16 protein-coding genes and 1 tRNA gene are annotated in these 17,576 nt (G+C 67.4%); 9 read left to right on the top strand and 8 right to left on the bottom strand.

The window, feature by feature from the left end:
• Positions 1-22: 22 nt before the first annotated feature.
• From CK620_RS01270 to CK620_RS01300, 7 genes are all read right to left on the bottom strand, one after another.
• On the bottom strand, positions 23-829 hold the full coding sequence (locus CK620_RS01270; RefSeq protein WP_095548775.1) for a class I SAM-dependent methyltransferase: 807 nt from the start codon (positions 827-829) through the stop codon (positions 23-25).
• A complete protein-coding gene (locus tag CK620_RS01275) occupies positions 826-1,488 on the bottom strand; it encodes a DNA-deoxyinosine glycosylase (protein WP_420894191.1) in 663 nt (220 codons plus the stop codon). The genes CK620_RS01270 and CK620_RS01275 overlap by 4 nt, the downstream gene beginning before the upstream one ends.
• Positions 1,485-2,342: a TatD family hydrolase gene (locus CK620_RS01280; protein ID WP_095548777.1), complete on the bottom strand. Its 858-nt coding sequence runs from the start codon at positions 2,340-2,342 to the stop codon at positions 1,485-1,487. The genes CK620_RS01275 and CK620_RS01280 overlap by 4 nt, the downstream gene beginning before the upstream one ends.
• Positions 2,343-2,361: 19 nt before the next feature.
• Positions 2,362-3,096, bottom strand: a complete 735-nt coding sequence (gene lolD, locus CK620_RS01285; RefSeq protein ID WP_095548778.1) for a lipoprotein-releasing ABC transporter ATP-binding protein LolD — start codon at positions 3,094-3,096, stop codon at positions 2,362-2,364.
• Positions 3,089-4,345 (bottom strand): lipoprotein-releasing ABC transporter permease subunit, encoded by a 1,257-nt coding sequence (locus tag CK620_RS01290; RefSeq protein WP_095541168.1) that lies wholly within the window; start codon positions 4,343-4,345, stop codon positions 3,089-3,091. The genes lolD and CK620_RS01290 overlap by 8 nt, the downstream gene beginning before the upstream one ends.
• A 96-nt stretch (positions 4,346-4,441) precedes the next feature.
• Positions 4,442-8,503 carry a phosphoribosylformylglycinamidine synthase gene (gene purL, locus CK620_RS01295; protein WP_095548779.1) on the bottom strand — a complete coding sequence of 1,354 codons (4,062 nt, stop codon included), beginning with the start codon at positions 8,501-8,503 and terminating at the stop codon, positions 4,442-4,444.
• Positions 8,504-8,544: 41 nt separating this feature from the next.
• Positions 8,545-8,621 (bottom strand) — tRNA-Arg (locus CK620_RS01300).
• Positions 8,622-8,862: 241 nt separating this feature from the next.
• Here CK620_RS01300 and CK620_RS01305 point away from each other — a divergent pair.
• From CK620_RS01305 to CK620_RS01330, 6 genes are all read left to right on the top strand, one after another.
• Positions 8,863-10,590 (top strand): NAD+ synthase, encoded by a 1,728-nt coding sequence (locus tag CK620_RS01305; RefSeq protein ID WP_095549080.1) that lies wholly within the window; start codon positions 8,863-8,865, stop codon positions 10,588-10,590.
• 177 nt (positions 10,591-10,767) lie between these two features.
• Positions 10,768-11,106, top strand: coding sequence for a P-II family nitrogen regulator (gene glnK / locus CK620_RS01310; protein WP_095541386.1), 339 nt, complete (start codon positions 10,768-10,770; stop codon positions 11,104-11,106).
• Positions 11,107-11,300: 194 nt separating this feature from the next.
• Entirely contained in the window at positions 11,301-12,224 is a 924-nt protein-coding gene (locus CK620_RS01315) for a hydroxymethylglutaryl-CoA lyase (RefSeq protein ID WP_095548780.1), read from the top strand.
• Positions 12,225-12,254: 30 nt separating this feature from the next.
• Positions 12,255-12,800 carry a YbaK/EbsC family protein gene (locus CK620_RS01320; RefSeq protein WP_179290536.1) on the top strand — a complete coding sequence of 182 codons (546 nt, stop codon included), beginning with the start codon at positions 12,255-12,257 and terminating at the stop codon, positions 12,798-12,800.
• Complete coding sequence (locus tag CK620_RS01325; protein ID WP_095548782.1) at positions 12,781-13,095, top strand: DUF1289 domain-containing protein; 315 nt, start codon at positions 12,781-12,783, stop codon at positions 13,093-13,095. The genes CK620_RS01320 and CK620_RS01325 overlap by 20 nt, the downstream gene beginning before the upstream one ends.
• Before the next feature lie 39 nt (positions 13,096-13,134).
• Complete coding sequence (locus tag CK620_RS01330) at positions 13,135-13,803, top strand: 2-hydroxychromene-2-carboxylate isomerase (RefSeq protein ID WP_095548783.1); 669 nt, start codon at positions 13,135-13,137, stop codon at positions 13,801-13,803.
• A 21-nt stretch (positions 13,804-13,824) separates the two neighbouring features.
• Here CK620_RS01330 and CK620_RS13960 read toward each other — a convergent pair whose 3' ends face one another.
• A complete protein-coding gene (locus CK620_RS13960; RefSeq protein ID WP_172424435.1) occupies positions 13,825-13,974 on the bottom strand; it encodes a hypothetical protein in 150 nt (49 codons plus the stop codon).
• Between the two features lie 228 nt (positions 13,975-14,202).
• Between CK620_RS13960 and CK620_RS01335 the strand changes: the two genes are divergently transcribed.
• From CK620_RS01335 to CK620_RS01345, 3 genes are all read left to right on the top strand, one after another.
• Positions 14,203-14,922 (top strand): Crp/Fnr family transcriptional regulator, encoded by a 720-nt coding sequence (locus CK620_RS01335; RefSeq protein WP_095548784.1) that lies wholly within the window; start codon positions 14,203-14,205, stop codon positions 14,920-14,922.
• 186 nt (positions 14,923-15,108) lie between these two features.
• Complete coding sequence (locus CK620_RS01340) at positions 15,109-16,200, top strand: phosphotransferase (protein ID WP_095549081.1); 1,092 nt, start codon at positions 15,109-15,111, stop codon at positions 16,198-16,200.
• Between the two features lie 77 nt (positions 16,201-16,277).
• Positions 16,278-17,561, top strand: a complete 1,284-nt coding sequence (locus CK620_RS01345; RefSeq protein ID WP_095548785.1) for an acyl-CoA dehydrogenase family protein — start codon at positions 16,278-16,280, stop codon at positions 17,559-17,561.
• Positions 17,562-17,576: the final 15 nt, after the last annotated feature.

Genomic DNA, 17,576 nt, shown 5'->3' on the forward strand with positions numbered 1-17,576 from the left:
GGAATGAAAATTATAGGCAGCGTCATGACACTGGCGGCGCGGGTTGCCAGCGTTGCAGGGCCTGCACCCACAGGCGCGCGGGCAGTTTCCAGCGTGCCTCGATGGCCTCGGCGCGTTGGCGCATCAGCGGGCGGGAGACTTCGGCACCCCCCTTGCGCGCCAGCAAGATGGTGTTGCCCTCGTGCGTGGGTTTGAAGTGCCACAGCGCCTGCGCCCCGAAAGCGGCGGCGATGTGGCGCATGTTGCGCTCGAAGCTGGCCGTGCGGCCAAACAGATTGACGCTCATGCAGCCGCCTTCGGCCAGCATGGCGTGGCAGTGGCCGTAGAACTCGGCGCTCTCCAGCACCGGCCCGGCCGCGTCGTGGTCGTAGAGATCCACCTGCAGCGCATCGACGCTGCCGAGCCAATCCGGGTCTTGCACCGCGTCCTGGGCATTGGCCACCAGCACCTGCAGGCGCTCGTCGTTCTCGGGCAGGCGAAACCAGCGCATGCAGGCGGCCACAACCTGGGGGTTGAGCTCGATGGTCGTGGTGCGCATGCCCAGGCGCTTGTAGCAAAACTTGGTCAGCGCTGCCGCGCCCAGGCCCAGCTGCATGGCGTGCAGGTCGGGTACGGCATCGGGCTCGACGAACAACAGCCAGGCCATCATGCGCTGCACGTATTCCAACTCCAGATCCAGGGGCTTGGCAATGCGCATCGAGCCCTGAATCCAAGGCGAATCCAGGTGCAGGTGGCGCACGCCATCCTCTTCGGAGATGCTGACATCGGGCAGCGCGGCGGGCTGGGGTTTGCGGGCGTTGGCGCGGGCGGGGGTGCGGGGGGCTTTCATTGCGAGGCGGGGGATGTGGGAGCAGGGGCGTGGCCGGGCGCTGTAGGCAGCGCAGGCGAGGGTGTGGGCAATAGCGCTGGCAGCAGCGCGGCGCGCCAGGCGGCCAGCTTGCGCTCGAAGCTCCAGCTGGCGTTGGCCGGGCTGGTCGAGGGCAGGCGCAGCACAGGCAGGCCCAGCGCCTCGGTCAGGCGGCGGTGGCGGTAGCTCTCGCCGCCGTTGTGGGCGATCAACGCCAGCTGTGGGCAGCGCTGGCGCAGGCTGTGCAGCGCGTTGACGCGGGCGTTGCGGATGGCGCTGTCCAGGCTGCCCTGGCGTTCGCAGCTGGCGTACACATCCCACAGGCCAATGCCTTGTTGCAGCAGCCACTGCCGGCGTGCGGCGTAGTCCGGCGGCAGCGCCGGCCAGGCCGGCGGCGTATGCAGCGCGGCCAGAATGGGCCAGAACTGATTGCGCGGGTGGGCGTAGTACTGCCCGGCTGCCAGCGAGGCCGCGCCGGGAAAGCTGCCCAGCACCAACACGCGCGTGCGCGCATCAAGGATGGGCGCCAGCCCATGCAGCAGCGTCGCAGCCTGGCTGGCATCGGCTGCGCAGTGCGCCGGGGCAAGGGGCGCTGCCGAATCCGGGGCTGGCGATGGCGCCGGGCGCTGGGCCATGCTCATTTTTGCGCGGCGCCGTGGCCCGCTGGCGCTGGCGGCAGCAGCGCGCGCAGGCGGGGCAGGGCGGCCATGGCGTTGGCGCTGCTCTGTGCCTGCCATTGCGCCAGGGGCAGGCCGCGCAGCTCGGCCACGGCGGCGGCAATGCGCGGCAGCTCGGCGGGGCTGTTGCGGCCCTGGGGCTGGCCCTGCGCGCGCGCCTGGGCTGGGGTGTAAAGCCAGTGCGGCGGCATGTCTGGCGCATCGGTTTCCATGACGATGGCCTCGGCCGGCAATTGCGCGGCCAGGCGGCGCAGCTGCTGGGCGCGCTCGAAGGTCACCGCTCCGCCAAAGCCCAGCTTGAAGCCCAAATCCAGAAAAGCATGGGCCTGTTGCAGGCTGCCGTTGAAGGCGTGGGCGATGCCACCGCAGTGAAAGTGCGCTGCGCGCAACTGCTTGAGCACCTGATCGACGCTGCGCCGCACGTGCAGCAGCACCGGCAGTGCATGGGCCTTGGCCAGGCGCAGCTGGGCGCTGTAGACCTGGGTCTGCCAGCCAGGCTCCAGCCCGGTGAAGAAGTCCAGCCCGATCTCGCCCACGGCCACCAGCCGCGCGTCCTGTGCATGGCGCTGCAAGGCTGCATCCAGGGCGTCGAGGTCGGCCTGGCTGGCCCCTGGCGTGTACAGCGGGTGAATGCCCAGCGCATAGGCATCGCCTTCGGCATGGGCCAGTTGTCGCAATGCCTCGAAGCCAGACGCTTGCACGGCCGGCAGCACACAGCAGCGCACCCCGGCGGCGCGGGCGCGCTCGCGCTCGGCGCGGCGGTCGGCGTCGAACTCGGCCGCATCGAGATGGCAATGGGTGTCGATCCAGAACGGCATGATGCGGCGCGCTGTGGCCTCAGCTCTGCGGCGCTGGCTGGCCGGGCTCTTGCAGCTGGCCCGATTGCATGCGCAGCTGGCGGTCGCAGCGCGCGGCCAGATCCTGGTCGTGCGTGACCAGCACGAAGGCCGTGCCGCGCTCGCGCGCCAGCTGCATCATCAGCGCGAACACGGCGTCGGCCGTTTCGCGATCCAGGTTGCCAGTGGGCTCGTCGGCCAGCACGCACACCGGCTCGGTGACCAGCGCACGGGCGATGGCCACGCGCTGGCGCTCGCCGCCGGAGAGCTCGGCCGGGCGGTGCTGCAAGCGCTCGCCCAGGCCGACCTGGCGCAGCATGGCGCTGGCCTTGTCCGTGCATTCCTGGGCGCTGGCGCGGCGGATGCGCAGCGGCATGGCCACGTTCTCCAGCGCGCTCAGCTCAGGCAGCAGGTGGTGGAACTGGTAGACAAAGCCCAGCTTGCGATTGCGCAGCACGCCGCGTTGGTTGGCGCTCATGCCCTCTAGCGGCTGGCCTTGCAGCAGCACGCTGCCGCTGCTGGGCTTGTCCAGCCCGCCGAGGATGTGCAGCAGCGTGCTCTTGCCCGAGCCCGAGGCGCCGACGATGGCCAGCGTCTGGCCGGCGTACACGTCCAGCGACAGGCCCTTGAGCACGGTCACGTCCAGCGGGCCTTCGCAAAAGCGCTTGACCACCTGGCGCGCCGAGAGCACCACCGGCGGCTGCGCCGGTGCAGGGGGGCGAAAGTGTTCACTCATAGCGCAGGGCCTCGGCGGGGTTGATGCGGCTGGCGCGCCAGCTCGGGTAGAGGGTGACGACGAAAGCCAGCGCCAGCGCCACGGCGCAGATCGAGGCGATGTCGCGCAGCTGCGGGTCGCTGGGGATCTGGCTGATCAGGTACATCTCCGGCGGCAGGAACTGAAAGCCCAGCAGCCGCTCGATGAAGGGCACGATGACGTCGATGTTGTGCGCCACGGCCAGGCCCAGCAGCAGCCCGGCCAGCGTGCCGATGATGCCCACCATGGCGCCTTGCACGACGAAGATCGCCATGATGCTGGCCGAGCTGGCGCCCAGCGTGCGCAGGATGGCGATGTCGGCGCGCTTGTCGGCCACCGTCATCACCAGCGTGGCCACCAGGTTGAAGGCGGCCACGCCGACGATCAGCGTCAGGATGATGAACATCATGCGCTTTTCCATCTGCACGGCCATGAACCAGTTGCGGTTCTGCATGGTCCAGTCGCGCAGCAGCAGCGGGTCGCTCAGGCTGTTGGCCAGTTGCTGCACCACCTCGGGCGCCTGGTGCAAATCCTGCAGCTTCAGGCGGATGCCGCTGGGCGACTCCAGGCGGAAGATGCGCTGCGCGTCCTCGATGTGCAGCATGGCCATGCCCGAGTCGTACTCGAAATGGCCCGAGTCGAAAGTGCCCACCACCGTCATCTGCTTCAGGCGCGGCACCACCCCGGCGGGCGTGACCTGGCCCGAAGGCGCCACCAGCGTGACCTGCCCGCCGGGCACCACGCCCAGCTGCTTGGCCAGCTCGTGCCCGAGCACGATGTGAAAGCTGCCCGGCGTGAGCTGCTGCAGCACCTGCTGGCGCAGGCTGCCGGCCAGCTCCGTGACCTCGGGCTCCAGCGCCGGATCGATGCCGCGCACGATGGCGCCGCGCATGTCGTCGCCGCGCGCGATGAGCGCCTGCACCGAGACGAAGGGCGCCAGGCCCACGACCTGCGGGTTTTGGCGCACCTGGGCCGAGACGCGTTCCACGCTGGGCAGCGTGCCGCCGCGCGGCGCGAACACCTCGATGTGCGAGACCACCGAGAGCATGCGGTCGCGCACATCGCGCTGAAAGCCGTTCATCACGCTGAGCACAATGATCAGCGCCGCCACGCCCAGCGCAATGCCGATGGCCGAGACGCTGGCGACGAAGGAAAGCAGGCCCTTGCTGCGGCTGGTGCGCCCCGCACGGGTATAGCGCCAGCCCATGGCCCATTCATAGGGAGTTTGCATAGTCGTTGGCGCGCGCCGTGGCGGCCATTGGGGGAAAAACAGGAGGGCGCAGGCCAGGCGCTGGCTCTTGAGCCAGGCACAGCCCGCAGCCCGTCGTCACCCGATCCACTTGCGGGCATTGCGCCACAGGCGCATCCAGGGGCTTTTGGCGCCCAGGCCGCCGGTGGCGGGCAGATCCGTCCAGCTCATTTGGGCGTTGCGGAACACGCGCTCGGGGTGCGGCATCATGGCCGTGAAGCGGCCGTCGGCCGTGGTCACGGCGGCCAGGCCGCCGGGGCTGCCATTGGGGTTGAGCGGGTATTGCTCGGTGGGCTGGCCCAGGTGATCCACGTAGCGCAGCGCGGCGATGGCGGCGCTGGCGTTGCCGCGCTGGCTGAAGTTGGCAAAGCCTTCGCCATGGGCGACGACGATGGGCAGGCGGCTGCCTGCCATGCCGGCGAAGAACAGGCTGGGCGAGTCGGGCACCAGCGCCTGCACCAGGCGGGCCTCATAGCGCTCGCTGCGGTTGGTGGTAAAGCGCGGCCAGGCCTGCGCGCCGGGGATGATGCCGGCCAGCTCGGCAAACATCTGGCAGCCGTTGCACACGCCCAGGCCGAAGGTGTCGCCGCGCGCAAAGAATTGCTGGAATTGCTCGGCCAGCGCGGGGTTGAAGGTGATGGAGCGCGCCCAGCCTACGCCCGCGCCCAGGGTGTCGCCGTAGCTGAAGCCGCCGCAGGCCACCAGGCCCTGAAATTGCGCCAGGTTTTCGCGCCCGGCCTGCAGGTCGCTCATGTGCACGTCGATGGCCTCAAAGCCCGCTTCGCTGAAGGCGTAGGCCATTTCGACGTGGGAGTTCACGCCCTGCTCGCGCAGCACGGCCACACGCGGGCGGGCCTGGCTGCCGATGAAGGGGGCGGCCACGTCCTCGGCCGGGTCGAAGCTCAGCTGCACGTGCAGGCCGGGGTCGTCCATGCGGCCGGCGGCGGCGTGCTCCTGATCGGCGCAATCCGGGTTGTCGCGCTCGCGGGCGATCTTCCAGCTCACGCTGTCCCAGACCTGGAACAGGTCGTACAGCTCGGCGCTGAAGACGTTCTTGGTATCGCGCCAGATTTGCAGCTGGCCCTTGCCGTCCTCCAGCGGGGCCTGGGCCGGGCGGGTCTTGCCGATGAAGTGGCTGTGCTTGGACAGGCCGTGCGCGCGCAGCGTCTGCATGACGGCGTCGCGCTCGGAGGTGCGCACTTGCAGCACCACGCCCAGCTCTTCGTTGAACAGGGCCTTGAGGGTCAGTTCCTCGCGGCGCGCGCTGATTTGCTGCGCCCAGTTCTTGGCGTCGCCGTATTCGGCACGGCTGTCGCTGATGCCGTCGCTTTCGGTGATGAGCATGTCCACATTCAGCGCCACGCCCACGCGCCCGGCAAAGGCCATTTCGGCCACGGTGGCCAGCAGGCCGCCGTCGCTGCGGTCGTGGTAGGCCAGCAGCTTGCCTTCGCGGCGCAGTTGGTTGACGGCATCGACCAGGCGCACCAAGTCTTGCGCGTCGTCCAGATCGGCGGTGGCGCCGCCCTCCTGGCCCAGCACCTGCGCCAGCATGGAGCCGCCCATGCGCATCTGGCCGCGGCCCAGGTCGATGAGGACGAGGGTGGTGTCGGCCTCGTCGCGATTGAGTTGCGGCGTGAGCGTGCCGGTGATGTGGGGCAGGGTGCAGAAGGCGCTGGCGATCAGCGTCACGGGGGAGGTGACCTTGCGCGGCTGGCCCTCGTGCTGCCAGACGGTGCGCATGGACAGGCTGTCCTTGCCCACGGGGATGGAGATGCCCAGCTGCGGGCACAGCTCCAGGCCGACGGCGCGCACGGTGGCGTACAGGTCGGCGTCCTCGCCCGGTTCGCCGCAGGCGGCCATCCAGTTGGCCGAGAGCTTGACGCGCGCCAGCTCGATGGGCGCGGCCAGCAGGTTGGTGATGGCCTCGGCAATGGCCAGGCGGCCTGAGGCCGGGGCGTTGAGGGCAGCCACCGGGCTGCGCTCGCCCATGCTCATGGCCTCGCCCGCCAGCCCTTGGAAGTCGGCCAGGGTGACGGCGCAATCGGCCACCGGCACTTGCCAGGGGCCGACCATTTGATCGCGGTGCGTGAGGCCGCCCACGGTGCGGTCGCCAATGGTGATGAGAAAGCGCTTGCTGGCCACCGTGGGGTGGCTGAGCACGCCGATGATGGCCTCTTGCAGGCCCACGCCGGTGACATCCAGCGGCTGGGGCGTGCGCGCCACGCTGCGCACGTCGCGGTGCATCTTGGGCGGCTTGCCCAGCAGCACGTCCATGGGCATGTCCACGGGGTGCGGGACGGTGGTGGCTTCGGTGTTGTCCTTGCCGTCCTCGCCGTCGGTCACGCGCAGTTCGCGCGCCTCGGTGGTTACGCCGACCACGGCAAACGGGCAGCGCTCGCGCGCGCACAGCGCCTCGAAGCGCGCCAGCGCCTCGGGGGCGATGGCCATGACGTAGCGCTCCTGGCTTTCGTTGCTCCAGATCTCCTTGGGCGAGAGGCCGCTTTCCTCCAGCGGCACGGCGCGCAAATCAAAGCGCGCGCCGCGCCCGGCGTCGTTGACCAGCTCGGGGAAGGCGTTGGACAAGCCGCCCGCGCCCACGTCGTGGATGGCTAGGATGGGGTTGTCCTGGCCCAATTGCCAGCACTGGTTGATGACTTCCTGCGCGCGGCGCTCAATCTCGGGGTTGCCGCGCTGCACGGAATCAAAGTCCAGATCGGCCGCGTTCACGCCGCTGGCCAGCGAGCTGGCCGCGCCGCCGCCCATGCCGATGCGCATGCCCGGCCCGCCCAGTTGCACCAGCAGCGTGCCAGCGGGGAATTGCACTTTCTTGACCTGCGTGGCATCGATCTGCCCCAGGCCGCCGGCGATCATGATGGGCTTGTGAAAGCCGCGCTGCACGCCCGCGACTTCTTGCTCGTATTCGCGGAAATAACCGGCCAGATTGGGGCGGCCAAACTCGTTGTTGAAGGCCGCGCCGCCCAGCGGGCCTTCGGTCATGATCTCCAGCGGGCTGGCCATGTGGGCGGGCTTGCCGCCGGGCTGCTCGCTCAGCCCGCCCCAGAGCTTGGAGACGGTAAAGCCCGTCAGCCCGGCCTTGGGCCGCGCGCCACGGCCGGTGGCGCCTTCGTCGCGGATCTCGCCGCCCGCGCCGGTGGCCGCGCCGGGGAAGGGCGAGATGGCCGTGGGGTGGTTGTGCGTCTCCACCTTCATCAGCACGTCGTGGCGGGCCGGCTCGCGCACGTACTGGCGCGGGGCCTGGGCGTCGCCGGCGCGGGCGACGAAGCGCTCGATGGCATGGCCTTCCATCACCGAGGCGTTGTCGGCATAGGCCACGACGGTGTGCTGCGGCGCCATCTGGTGCGTGTGGCGGATCATGCCGAACAGGCTTTTGTCCTGGCGCTGGCCGTCGATGGTGAAGTCGGCGTTGAAGATCTTGTGGCGGCAGTGCTCGCTGTTGGCCTGGGCGAACATCATCAGCTCCACGTCCGTGGGGTTGCGGCCCAGTTGCGTGAAGGCGGCTACGAGGTAGTCGATCTCGTCCTCGGCCAGTGCCAGGCCCCAGTCGCGGTTGGCCGCTTCCAGCGCCTGCCTGCCTTGCTCGGGGCCGCCGCTGAGCACATCCACCGTTTGCAGCGATGCGGCAGGCAGGCTCTCGAACAGGCCGTGGGCTTGCTGGCGCTCGCGCAGCGCCGATTCAGTCATGCGATCGTGCAGCAAAGCGGCGACCTGCTGCCACTGCGCATCGTCCAACGCCTCACGCTGGCCCAGCAGGCCAGGCTTGAGGTGCAGGCGGTACTCCACGGCGCGCTCGATACGGCGCACTGGCAGGGCGCAGTTGTGCGCAATGTCCGTGGCCTTGGAGGCCCAGGGGCTGACCGTGCCCAGCCGGGGCGTGACCAGCACCAAAGCATCGGCTGCGCCGGCCTGCGCCGGGGCAAAAGGCTCGCCATAGTCCAGCAGGCGCGCCAGTTGCTGCGCCAGCGCATCGCTCATGGGCTGCTCGGTAGCGACCAGATGCAAAAAGCGCGCATCAATGGCCTGGATTTTGGGATGGATGGCCTGCAGTGCAGGCAGCAGCTTGGCTGCGCGGAAGGGCGACAGGGCGCGACCGCCCTCGAATTCGGTGACGAACAAAGACACGGCGGAATGTCCCAGGGCAAGAAAAACGCAGGGTGGGGCATTGGCCTGCCAGGAGGGACTCGAACCCCCGACCTGCTGCTTAGAAGGCAGCTGCTCTATCCAGTTGAGCTACTGGCAGTTGGCTTGCAACCCTTGGAGTCGGCTCCAAGGCCCGGCCTGCCCATGCCGGCCGGGATGCGCGAAAGGCGCGCATCATACCAGTGCGGCCCTAGGGAAAATCTGCACCGATCGCACAGGGGCGCGGCGCTGCGATGCGTGAACAGGCCCTGGCGTGATAATGGCCGCTTTTTTCAGGGGGCAGGCGCTCAATGCCTGCGCCCCATTTGCCCTGAGCCCCACTTGCCGCCATGCCTTCGCCCATGACTCTTTCAATCTGTGTCGCACAACTCAACCCCGTCGCGGGGGATGTACAGGGCAATCTGGCCCAAGCCCTGCAGGCCGCTGCTCAGGCGCAGGCGCAAGGCTGCCAGCTGTTGGTATTGCCCGAGTTGTTCCTCAGCGGGCCGGGTGCGGGCGATTTGCTTTGCCGTCCGCTGTTTCTGCAAGACTGCGCGCAGGCGCTGCAGCAGCTGGTGGCCGCCAGTGCGCAATGGCCACATTTGCACATTGTGCTGGGCCATCCGGAGGCAGTGGCCGAGCCTGAGCATGCTGCAGCAGCAGACCCGCTGCAGTTGCTGCCCAGGCCGCTGGCCTGCAATGCGGCCAGCTTGATTGGCGCAGGGCAGTTGTTGGCGCGTTGGCGGCAGCAGGGCGGGCAGGGCTGGCAAAGTGGCGAGCAGCGCCATTTCATTGGCGGCTCGCTTGGGGCGCAGCCAGAGGTGATCTCGGTGCAGGGCGTGCCGCTGGCGGTGCTCATTGGCGCTGATGTCTGGCAACCCAAGCTGGCGCAGCAGGCCCGCCAGGCAGGCGCTCGCCTGCTGCTGGCGCTGGATGCCTCGCCCTTCGTGCAGGGCCGGCCGGCGCAGCGTGCGGCAGCGCTGGGCGCTTGTGCCCAGGCCGCCGGGTTGCCGCTCTTGTATGCCAACACGGTGGGCGGTCAGGATGAGCGGGTGTTCGATGGCCATTCGCTGGCACTGCAGGCCGACGGCCAGATTGCGGGCTGGGCCCCAGGCTTTGCTGCTTGCCTGTGGCCGCTGCAGTGGCAGGGCGATACGGCAGAAGCAGTCGAGCCAGGGCAGTGGCTGCTGGAGCCTGGGCAGAACCACGCGCTGGGCGAGGAGCTGCTGCAAGTCTGGCAGGCTTTGGTGTTGGCCACGCGCGACTATGTGCGCAAGAACGGCTTTGGCCAGGTGTTGCTGGGCCTGTCGGGCGGGCTTGATTCGGCCCTGGTGCTGGCGCTGGCGGTGGACGCGCTGGGCGCGCAGCAGGTGCATGCGGTGATGATGCCTTCGCCCTATACGGCGGCCATCAGCCTGGAGGATTCGCGCGAGATGGTGCGCCGCCTGGGCGTGCGCTATGACGAGATCTCCATCCGCGAGCCTTTCGAGACGCTGCAGCACAGCTTGGCGCCGCTGTTCGAACAGCGCCCGGTCGATGCCACGGAGGAAAACCTGCAGGCGCGCATCCGGGGCGTGCTGCTCATGGCCTTGTCCAACAAGTTTGGGGGGCTGCTGCTGGCCACCAGCAACAAGAGCGAGGTCGCCATGGGCTACTCCACGCTGTATGGCGACATGTGCGGCGGCTTTGCGCCGCTGAAGGACTTGTACAAGACCGAGGCCTTTGCATTGGCGCGCTGGCGCAATGCGCATGTGCCTGCATGCGCCGCAGGCCAGGCCGTGGCGCAGCCCATCCCCGAGCGCATCATCACCCGCCCGCCCAGCGCCGAGCTGCGCGAGAACCAGACCGATCAGGACAGCCTGCCGCCCTACGAGGTGCTCGACGCCATTGTGCAGCTGCGCCTGGAGCAAGAGCGCTCGGCCGATGAGATCGTCGCCGCCGGCTACCCGCGCGAGCGTGTCGAGCAGGTGTTCAGGTTGCTGCGCATCAGCGAATACAAGCGCCAGCAAAGCGCACCCGGCCCCAAGCTCAGCGCACGCAGCTTTGGCCTCGATTGGCGCTATCCAGTCACCAATGGCTATCAGCGTTGAGGCTCAGCAAAAGCAGTGCATTTGAGCCACCCAGGCAAGCCATGGGCCAGGCAAATGGCGTTACCATTGCGGGCTTTTCGGGCGGCTTAGCCATTTTTCTGGGCGCAGACTCTGTCTCAGACAGCCGCCGCGCGCCTTTGAATTGCCGCATCCCAGGCAAGGAGTTTTGCAATGAGCATGAAATTGATCACCGCCATCATCAAGCCCTTCAAGCTCGATGATGTGCGAGAGGCCTTGGCCGAGTCGGGCATCACTGGCTTGACGGTGACCGAGGTCAAGGGTTTTGGCCGCCAGAAGGGCCATACGGAGCTGTACCGTGGCGCAGAGTACGTGGTGGATTTTCTGCCCAAGGTGAAGATTGAGATCGCCGTGACGGACGCCGTGGTGGACAGCTGTATCGAGACCATCGCCAAGGCTGCGCGCACCGGCAAGATTGGCGACGGCAAGATCTTCGTCTCCCCGCTGGAGCAGGTGGTGCGCATCCGCACCGGCGAGCAGGACGAGGCGGCTGTCTGATGAGGTCAGGGCCTGTTTTTTGAACAGTCCCTGATGCTTTGCCGCCTCTGCCGGGCGGCACCATGGACGACACACTGGCCTGTGCGGGCAACCGCGCAGGCGGGCGCGCAGCGCATGGGCCGGTCACAGAGCGCGGTTCCATGCGTTGCGCGCTGGCGTTTTCTTCTTCACCACCCCTTCAGGAGCCCCAAGCCATGGCACTGCCCAGCAAAGTCAAACTGGTGGAAGTCGGCCCACGCGATGGCCTGCAAAACGAAAAACAACTGGTGCCGGCCGAGGTCAAGATCGGCCTGGTGCAGCGCCTGCAGGATGCAGGCCTGAAGGAGATCGAGGTCACCAGCTTCGTTTCGCCCAAATGGGTGCCGCAAATGGCCGACAACAGCCAGGTCATGGCGGGCATTGAGCGCCGTCCCGGCGTGCGCTACTCGGTGCTGGTGCCCAATATGAAGGGGCTGGAAGCGGCCTTGCCCAGCCAACCCGATGAGATCGTGGTCTTTGCCTCGGCCAGCGAAACCTTCAGCCAGAAGAACATCAACTGCTCGATTGCCGAGAGCATCGAGCGTTTTGCGCCGGTGGTGGAGGCCGCGCGGGCGCGGGGCATCTATGTGCGCGGCGCCATGTCCTGCACCGTCGGTTGCCCGTATGAGGGGGAGGTCTCGCCCCAGCAGGTCGAGTCGCTGGCGCGCCAGCTCAAGTCCATCGGTGTACAGCACGCCGGCGTGGCCGACACCATTGGCGTAGGTACGCCGCTGAAGGTGCAGCGCGCCATTGAGGCCACGCTCAAGCACTACGCGCTTGACGACGTCTCGGGCCACTTCCACGACACCTACGGTCAGGGCGTGGTCAACACGCTGGCGGCACTGCAGCTGGGCGTGTGGCAATTTGATGCTGCTGTGGCTGGTCTGGGCGGCTGCCCTTACGCCAAGGGCGCCACTGGCAACGTGGCCACTGAGGATCTGGTCTATCTGCTGCACGGCATGGGCATCGAGACGGGCGTTGATCTGGAAAAGCTGGTTGATGCCGGCCTGTACATCAGCAGCTTTCTGCAGCGCCCCTCCAGCTCGCGCGCAGGCACGGCCATCGCCAAGAAGCGGCCCGAGGCCGTGGCCTGCGGCTGATAAGTGGCCGGCCCCTTGGCCTTGCGCAAATTGTCCGCTGCAGTCACGCAGCCACTGCCCGAACGGCTGCCCGAGCCGGTGCAGCGCGTGCAGCAGGCTTTGTGCGCCTGGCCGCAGTTGGGGCAGCCCCAATGGCTGGGGCGGCCTGCACGCAGCTTGCGGCAGACTGCCGAGTGGCTGGGCGTGGCGCCGGGCCAACTGGCGCGTGGCGTGGTGCTGCGGCGCTTGGTCGATGCTGCCCCGGTGCTGGTCATGGCGGCGGGCGATCGCCGCGTCGATCGCGCCAAGGTGTCCCGCCTGTTGGGGCAAACGGCCAGTGCCGATGCCCAATTCGTGCGAGAGCGCACAGGGTTTGCCGCAGGGGTCGTTGCGCCGCTGGGCCATCTCGAACCGCTGTTGTGCTTGCTTGACGACAGCTTGCAGCGCTTCGATGCGCTTTGGGTCTGGTGCGGCCATGCGCGCGCGCTGCTGGCGCTTAGCCCGGAGCAATTGCACCACTGCACCGATGCCCCTTGGGCCGATGTTGTGCAGACTTTTTCAGGGGGCTTGCCCAGCCATGCCGCCGTCCGAAACTGAGCGCAGGCCGCTCAACCCCGTGCAAGCGGCTCAGCGCCTGTTGGCGCGCGCCCAGCAGTTGCGCGCGCAGGGCTTGCTGCACGATGGCGCGCAGGAGCCGCCGCCTTCGCCTTGTATCCAGGTGTGCGCCATGAGCGCCGAGCTGGCAGCAGCCGATGCGCCAGCGCCTTATTGCCTGGGCTGCTATCGCCAGCTCGATGAAATCGCCCAGTGGGGCCAAGCCAGCGCTGCGTGCAAGCGCGCCATCTGGCAGGCTATGCTGCAGCGCGCCGCAGCGCGCCTGCGCCAGCTCTGATGGCCTCAAGGTTCTCAACCCCTCAATGCAAGGCCCGCCATGCAGCCCATCCATTTCTATTTTGATTTTGTCTCGCCCTATGCCCACCTGGCATTTCATGCCCTGCCGCAGGCGCTCAAGGGCGGCGGCTACCAGGTGCTGTACAAGCCGGTGCTGTTGGGGGCCTTGTTCAAGGCCCAGGGTGTGACATCGCCAGCCAGCATTGCCAGCAAGCATGGCTGGATCCAGCGCCACACGCAGTGGCTGGCCGAACAGCAGGCCCAGGCGCAGCAATGCCTGGCAGAGCAAGAGCCCGGCACGCTGCCAGCGGCCATGCAGGCGCAGCAACAGGCGGGCTTTGCCTGGCCGGCCCAGCACCCCTTCAACAGCCTGCCGCTGCTGCGCTTGGCCATGGCTTGCAGCACGGATGGCAGCATCAATCGCTACACGGCGCAGTGCATTTTTGAACACGTCTGGCAGTCTGGCGGGGCCGATGCTCTGCAGCCCGAGCGCTTGGCGCAGTTGGAGCAATGCCTGGCGCAGCAGCTGCGCATCGATGGTGGCCCAGACAGTGCGCTTTGCAAAGAGCTGCTGCGCGCCAACACCGATCAGGCTCAGGTCGCTGGCGTCTTTGGCGTGCCGGCCTTCGTCGTCGATGGCGAGCTGTTCTGGGGCCTGGATGCTCTGCCCATGCTGCGTGAGCGGATCGTGGGAGCAGGCCTTTCTTGACGGCGGGCTCTGAACCGTCGATCAGCGTGGGCCTTGCGCGCCGCCGGTCGGCGCCGTCACCGCCCCCGCCGGGGCAGTGGGCTTTTTGCTTTTGAGCGTGCTGAACATGCCGTAGAAGACCACGGCAGTGATGGCCAGCAGCACGAACAGGCTGGTCAGAAGTCGTTTCATGGCAGGCGGGGCAAATACGGCAACAGCGCCAGCGGGCACTGTAATGGCATTTGTGCACCAAGCCCGCGTGCCGCGTCAGCGGGGCTGGTATTTGTGCGTATCATCGCGCGCGCACGCGCGCAGCAGCCCTGACGGGCCGATTGCTGCGCCGTTGCGTTTGCATCGCCGGCTTGCTGCAGCGTGGCGCCGCAGCGGGCAGGCGATGCCCAGTCACTCACAAGACACGCCATGGACGAACCTATTCTTACCATGCAGGAACGCGAGGCGATCAATGCAGGTCGCTGGTTCAACACACTTTCGCCGACGCTGCGGCACGATATCCTGCGATGTGCATACGTCAAACGCTACAAGGACGGCGCGCTGATTTGCGCGCGCGGCGATCCGCCCGAGGAGTGGATTGCGTGCGCCAAGGGCGCAGTGCGCGTGAGCTCGACTTCGTTGACGGGCAAGCAAATCACGCTGACCTATGTCGAGCCGGGCATCTGGTTTGGCGACGTGGCCTTGCTCGACGGCGACAAGCGCACCCACGATGCCTATGCGCATGGCAACACCACCATCGTGGGGGTGAGCAAGAGCGATTTCTTCAAGATCCTGCAGACCCATGTGGAGTTCTACCAGGCCATTTTGCGCCTGCATGCGCGGCGCATTCGCGGCCTGTATGGGCTGGTCGAGGACTTGAACACGCTGCCGCTGCGCGCGCGCCTGGCCAAGCAGCTGTTGCACCTGGCGCGCAGCTATGGCATTGCCGACCTCAGCGGCGGCAGTCACATCCGCATCGGTTTGCAGCTGGCGCAGGAGGAGCTGGCGCAGCTGCTGGGCGCTTCGCGTCAGCGCGTCAATCAGGAGCTCAAGGGCATGGAGCGCGAGGGCATCATCCGCATCGAAACAGGGGGGCTGGTGGTCCTCGATCGCGAAGCGCTGCTCCGCATTGGCGAGGCGGCCGCGTAGCCGCCTGGCCCGCAGCCTGCACTGGGCGTCTCGAAGCCTGGCAGGCAAGGGCATTCAAAAACCAAAGAAAAACACGCCGCAACCGGCGCGCCCTGGTGCGCACTGGTTGCGGCGTTGTTGTTGGCAGGCCGTGTGGCGCATCGCCTTGCCAATGCAGCGATGGAAACAGCAAATGATGGAGATGGCATGAGTGATTTCGAGCATTTTGTGGGCACGCGCGAGGTCAGCGCCGAGCACGCCTTCGACGCGGCTGCACTGCAGCGCTGGATGCAGCAGCACGTCGAAGGGTTTGACGGCCCGCTGTCGGTGGCGATGTTCAAGGGCGGGCAATCCAACCCGACCTATGAGCTGACGACCCCGACGCAGCGCTACGTGATGCGCGCCAAACCAGGCCCGGTGGCCAAGCTGCTGCCCTCGGCCCACGCCATTGAGCGCGAGTTCGCCGTGATGCGCGCGCTGGCCGATACGCCGGTGCCGGTGCCGCGCATGTATGCGTTGTGCGAGGATGAGTCGGTCATCGGCCGGGCCTTCTACATCATGGAGTTCAAAACCGGCCGTGTGCTGTGGGATCAGGCGCTGCCAGGCCTGAGCCCGCAGGAGCGCAGCGCGATCTACGACGAGATGAACCGCGTCATCGCCGCGCTGCACTCGGTGGACTACCGCGCCTGCGGGCTGGGCGATTTTGGTCGGCCGGGCAACTACTTCGAGCGCCAGATCGGCCGCTGGAGCAAGCAGTACCGCGCCAGCGAGACCGGGCCCATCGAGGCCATGGACAGGCTCATCGAATGGCTGCCGGCCAACATCCCGGCATCGGCGCGCGATGAGCGCCTCAGCGCCATCGTGCACGGCGACTTCCGGCTGGACAACCTGATGTTTGCCAACGATGCGCCACAGGCCATCGCCGTGCTGGATTGGGAGCTGAGCACCATCGGCCACCCCTTTGCCGACTTCAGCTACCACTGCATGGCCTGGCACATCCCCAGCGGCGTGTTCCGTGGCATTGCCGACGTGCCCTATGCCAGTCTGGGCATCCCCAGCGAGCAGGAATACATCCGCCGCTATTGCGAGCGCACCGGCTTTGCCACGGCCGAGGAGTTGACGGCCGACTGGAACTTCTACCTGGCCTACAACATGTTCCGCCTGGCGGCCATCCTGCAAGGCGTGGCCAAGCGCGCCCAAGAAGGGCTGGCCAGCAGCGCGCGCGCCAAGGCCCAAGGTGAGAACACGCGTCCGTTGGCCGAGATGGCCTGGCGCAAGGCGCAGCAGGCCGGCGCCTGATCGCCCCTGCCCATGCATGCCAGGCGCCATGTGCGTTGCCATGCCCAACCCGATCCCGACGAAGAAGGAGCACAGCGATGGATTTTGACTACTCTGACAAGACCAAGGCCTTGCAGGACAAGCTGCAGCAGTTCATGCAGCAGCACATCTACCCCAACGAGCAGGTCTACCACGAGGAAATGCAGGCCAATACGGCCGCCGGCAAGCGCTGGACACCGCTTCAGACCATCGAGAAGCTCAAGCCCATCGCGCGCCAGCAGGGCCTGTGGAACCTGTTTCTGCCTGTGGACACGGCCGCGGCCTCAGGCTATGAGGGCGCGGGGCTGACCAATCAGGAATACGCACCGCTGGCCGAGATCATGGGCCGCGTGCCCTGGGCCTCGGAGGTGTTCAACTGCTCGGCGCCCGACACCGGCAACATGGAGACCCTGGCGCGCTACGGCAGCGAGGAAATCAAGCAGCGCTGGTTCAAGCCCCTGCTCGAAGGCGAAATCCGCTCGGCCTTTGCCATGACAGAGCCGGCCGTGGCCTCCAGCGACGCCACCAATATCGAGACGCGCATCGAGCGCCAGGGCGACGAATACGTCATCAATGGGCGCAAGTGGTGGATCTCTGGTGCAGGCGATCCGCGCTGCAAAGTCTTCATTACCATGGGCAAAAGCGACTTCGACGCGCCGCGCCACTCCCAGCAAAGCATGATCGTCGTGCCGGCTGACACGCCGGGCGTGAAAATCCTGCGCCCGCTGAATGTGCTGGGCTATGACGACGCGCCGCATGGCCACATGGAAATGCTGTTCGAGAACGTGCGCGTGCCCGCTGCCAACATCCTGCTGGGTGAGGGCCGTGGCTTCGAGATCGCCCAGGGCCGCCTGGGGCCAGGGCGCATCCACCACTGCATGCGCCTGATCGGCCAGGCCGAGCGCGCGTTGGAATACCTGTGTCGCCGCGCCCTCAGCCGCGTGGCATTCGGCAAGACCATCGCCCAGCAGACCGTCACGCAAGAGCGCATCGCCCAGGCGCGCTGCGAGATCGACATGGCGCGCTTGCTCACGCTCAAGGCCGCCTGGATGATGGACACCGTGGGCAACAAAGTCGCGCGCACCGAGATCGCCATGATCAAAGTCGTGGCTCCCAGCATGGCCTGCCGCGTCATCGACTGGGCCATTCAGGTGCACGGCGGCGGCGGCCTCAGCGACGACTTCCCGCTGGCCTACAGCTACGCCAACGCCCGCACGCTGCGCTTTGCCGATGGCCCGGATGAAGTACACCGCAACGCCATTGCCAAGTGGGAGCTGGGCAAATACGCCGACACGCCGCCCAAGGCCGGCGAGATGGATCCGCCAGTCACGCGCGGTTTCTGATCGACGGGCCCTGGC

This window comes from Vandammella animalimorsus, from assembly GCF_002285285.1.
In the GTDB taxonomy this organism is placed as follows: domain Bacteria; phylum Pseudomonadota; class Gammaproteobacteria; order Burkholderiales; family Burkholderiaceae_C; genus Lampropedia; species Lampropedia animalimorsus.